General features: G+C 64.7%; 3 protein-coding genes. All 3 read right to left on the reverse strand.

Annotated features, from left to right (window positions below; translation table 11 throughout):
• Positions 1 to 75: 75 nt before the first annotated feature.
• From FOS14_RS24395 to FOS14_RS24405, 3 genes are read right to left on the reverse strand one after another with little or no spacing between them, the layout of a single operon-like run.
• Complete coding sequence (locus FOS14_RS24395) at positions 76 to 516, reverse strand: DUF6262 family protein (RefSeq protein ID WP_185981934.1); 441 nt, start codon at positions 514 to 516, stop codon at positions 76 to 78.
• Positions 506 to 2,767 (reverse strand): site-specific integrase, encoded by a 2,262-nt coding sequence (locus FOS14_RS24400; protein WP_255450598.1) that lies wholly within the window; start codon positions 2,765 to 2,767, stop codon positions 506 to 508. The genes FOS14_RS24395 and FOS14_RS24400 overlap by 11 nt, the downstream gene beginning before the upstream one ends.
• A complete protein-coding gene (locus FOS14_RS24405) occupies positions 2,764 to 3,873 on the reverse strand; it encodes a tyrosine-type recombinase/integrase (RefSeq protein WP_143773421.1) in 1,110 nt (369 codons plus the stop codon). The genes FOS14_RS24400 and FOS14_RS24405 overlap by 4 nt, the downstream gene beginning before the upstream one ends.
• Between the last annotated feature and the right edge of the window lie 122 nt (positions 3,874 to 3,995).

Here is a 3,995-nt window from a genome sequence, read left to right on the forward strand (position 1 = left end):
TTATCTTGAGTTCTCGACATCAACGAGCCTGTGACCTGGCGTTTTGCGATCTGGATATGTCATCGACGGCTGCTTTCAGCACGGTCCGATCAGCGCGGAATTTCTCCTCTTCGGCGTGTCGCGAACGCTGCCCTGGATCTGGGCCGCTCGGTTTTCGCCCAGGGCCTGGGCGAGCGCTGCACGGAGTTGCTTGTTGTCGGCTTCGAGTCGGCGGATGCGAGCGTCGGCGACTTCCAGACGACGCAGAAGCGATGCCTCTGAAGCCCGTTGCCGGTCGGGCAATGATCCGGATGCGGTTGGCCGGTGCCGTTGACGCAGACGTTCGATCTCCGCGCGGAGGTCTGACTGGTTGTAGAGCCACGAACGTGACACGTTCGCCGCTCGGGCGACTGCGTCGAAGGTGATCGCGTGTCCGGCGTCGTCCAGTCGCCGTAGCGCCGAGGTGGCGCGTCTGTGGGTGGCCTCAGAGCGACGGCGCGCTGCGGCGACGATGTGCTGGGAGTTGTCAGCTCGCATCGGTAGCCCCGTTCCCCTTCTGGCTTTCCTCGGATTCCAGCGCCGTGATGATCTTGCCGAGGTTGTCTAGCACCTGCTGGTTCATCTCCACGACCCGTGCTTGTCCTCGGGCCTCGGCGGCTGAGATGAGCTGCAGCAGCTGGCCGTGCTGTGCTCGGTGCTGGGGCAGGAACTCGGCCGTCGTGACGAACATCGGACATGTCAAACACGCGTTGGCATGCGGGCAGGACCGCTGCAGCGGCAACTCGCAGTAGCCGTTCGGCAATGCCTGGGTGACGCGGCCAAGCCGCTGCTTGGCCCAATTCGCTTCTGCCAGCTGTCCTTCCGGGCCGACAGTCACGTTCTCGCCCTGGATATTGACCTTGCGTGCGGCTTCCCAATGCCGACGGAGGGTTTTCTCGTTCAGCCGGGCGTAGTGTGCCGTCATCATGTGCGAATCGTGATCGAGTAGAACCCGCACGACCTCCTGCGGGACGTCCCGGTTGATCAACCTGGTCCCGAAAGTGTGACGCCACTGGTGGGGCGTGAGGTGGACCGCTCGGCCGTGTTCGTCGCGGATTTTGCAGTCATCCAGCCAGCGCCGCAACGCAATTCGGTAGGTGGAGGTGTTGATCGGCTTGCGGCCGTCGGGGTTGGCCCGTGGCTGCGGAAACAGCACAGGTGTGCCCTCCGGCCAGCGGGCCAGGACCCGACGCTGCTGGCCACCGATGGCCTGCTCAACCTCCTCGTCGACCGGCACCAACGCTTCGCGCTTCATCTTGTGGTTGAAATACCGCAGGTAGGGTGCGGTATCGGCGTCACGAACAACGCAATCGAACGGGAGCTTGAGCGCGTCGCCCACGCGAAGACCGCACCGCATCAGAATGAGCGTCACCAGCCTGCCGGCGGGGTCGGGCCATCGGTCGAGGTTGTCGTCGCGTTCGAGTTGCGCCATCACCTGTTCGGCCAGTGCGCGTGGAAGCTGGCGCGGACGCTGCGGGAAGTCCTCGGAGAAGAACATCACTGTCGACGGCAGCGAGTCGTCCCAGCGGTGCTGGCGGATTGCCTGGAAGAAGGAGTTGACCAGGCCGATGTGCTCGCACTGGGACTTCACGCTGTGATCGAGCGTGCTCACAGCGGCCAGATACCGTTCGAGCACCGCCCGGTCGACCTCTGCCAGGGTTCCGGCTCCACCGGCCGGTGAGGTGAGGAACTGACCGAAGCGGGTGAGCACTTTGACGCACTTGTATGCCTGACCGGCGCTGATGCCAGTGCCCAGTCGCCACCGGACCCACCGTTTCACCAGATCCTTCAACCACGGCTGCGGAATGCCGTCGAAACGGATGTGGGCGTGCGGGCTGTCGATGCCGAGGTTGCGCAACCGCCATGTGTCTCGCGGATACTCCACCTCCCACCCGATGCCGGAGTGCAGTTCCTCGACTCGACGGCGAGCGTAGAGCAGGAATGCCCGGGATGAGGTGGTGGCTCCGTTGGAGGTCCGTGGGAATCGTTCGTCCCAGACTTCCTCCGAGCAGTCGAGCAGGGAGTTCGCGCCCGAACGGGCGACGAACAACACGACGTGCCGGACACGTCCGGGCGCGGTCCGTAGCTCCCCGTCACCGTGGCGGCACTGCACCGCGTATTGCATCTCCAGTTTCAACTGCCTGCTCAAACCGTGAAAGTTGAGCCGCTCATGGCCAGGAGTGTCGTCATCGTATGCGGCGAGGTACTCGCCCAGATCCGGCTTGCCCTTGGAGATCCACCGCCGAGCGTGCGACTCGCACAGCAGCTGGCCCTCGGCCCGTGCCCACAGATCGCAGTAGGACACCCGGCACCCCTGCGGCGGCGACACCGGCGCTCGAAGATCCGGCGGCAACGACCCAATCCACGCAGTCAGCTCAGGCTTTCCGTCGCGGTCCCACTGCCACCAGTGCCGGGAACACAATCGAGCTGATCGTTGGCCGAATCGGCAGTCCGGCACCCGGCAGGGCGACAAGGGCGCGTGACCGCGCAGCAAGGGATCCGTTGTGGTGCTGAACAGCTCCAAATCGGGTCGCCCGGTGTTCAACCAGCGATTGTGGTGCCCCAGGCACAGATTCCGGGTGCGACCGACCCGGCGGCAACCACGCACTCTGCAATGGCTGCCGCCGAATACCGGGTCGGATGGATCGATATCGATCAGGTCGGCGCGGAACTCCGGACGCACGGCGGCAAGCAGCTTCTCGAGCAGCCCCGGGTGTTCCGGTCGGATCGCGTCAGGCACCGATGTCACAGCTGCACCTCCCGGCCACCGAGGAAGCCCGCGGCTTCCAGCGCATGGCGGGCGTCCTCGGCAGTGAGGTGGCCGTACGTCTCGAGCGTCGTGGTCACGCATCGATGGCCGAGGAGCTTGCTGACCACCTCGATCGGTGTGTTCGCCCGCAACAGCCGAGTGGCGTACGAGTGCCGACACCAGTGCGGATCGAAGTCCACTCCGACACGTCCGCGCAGCCGCTTGACGAGGTCATAGACCGCCGCATAGGTCAACGGATGCCCGTGAGGGCGACCCCACAGATTGACGAAGACATAGTCGGAGTCAAGAGCGCCGACCTCCTCGTGGAGATAGTCGGCATACAGTCGCATCAGGCCGCCGTCGACCGGGATTGTGCGCGGTTCCCGCGACTTGGTGCGGGCACCGTTGTCGTTGTCCCGCAGGCAGATCGTGATCTCGCACTCGGCGACGGCGATGTCCTCGTGCCGGAGGCCCAGGGCTTCGCCGATCCGACAGCCGGTCTCATGCAAGACAGCGAACAAGAACCGATCCCGTCGGCGCTCGCAGGCGTTCAGAATCGATTGAATCTCCGCCGCGGCAAGGATTCTCGGGTGTTTGCGCGGCGCCTTCAGCCGGATCGCCGACCGAGATTGCGGCTTGCTCTTGCTGATGTGGTGCAGAAACGGCCGCCATGAGGTGCCCCGCCGCCCGGCCGGTTGCCAGGTCGTCAGCAGATCCCCGAGATCAACGCCGTGACGAGCATGGTGCTGGTAGAAGGCGCTCACCGCGGACAGCTTCCGGTTCACAGTGCTTGCGCCGCAGTGATGCTCCACCGACGGGAGCACACTCACTCGGCCGGCCCGCCCTTCCGGCGGCAGCCGGAGCCACGCCACGAACTCGCCGACGTCCTCCAATCGCACCTCACGCCAGTCCAGGTCGTGCCGATCGAGAAAGACGAACCAGTCCTTCAAATCGTGGGCATACGCCTTGACCGTATTCGGGGACCGCTCGATATCGGTCAGATACGCCAGGTACCGCTCGACCCACACGATCGGCGCCGCGTCCGCGCCGAGAACGGTCCACGACTCACGCCGCGAACCGGGCATCACCACCCGCTGAACATGCATCAGACCTCCTGAGAACCCGCGTGCTGGACAGCCGCAGATAACCACGTCCGCCAAGCGAATTAACGGAACCCAACGGTCCGTCATACACGTCCAAGACACCCCGTGATCGACTCCAGATAACG

Source organism: Skermania sp. ID1734 (genome assembly GCF_007489285.1).
Lineage (GTDB): Bacteria > Actinomycetota > Actinomycetes > Mycobacteriales > Mycobacteriaceae > ID1734.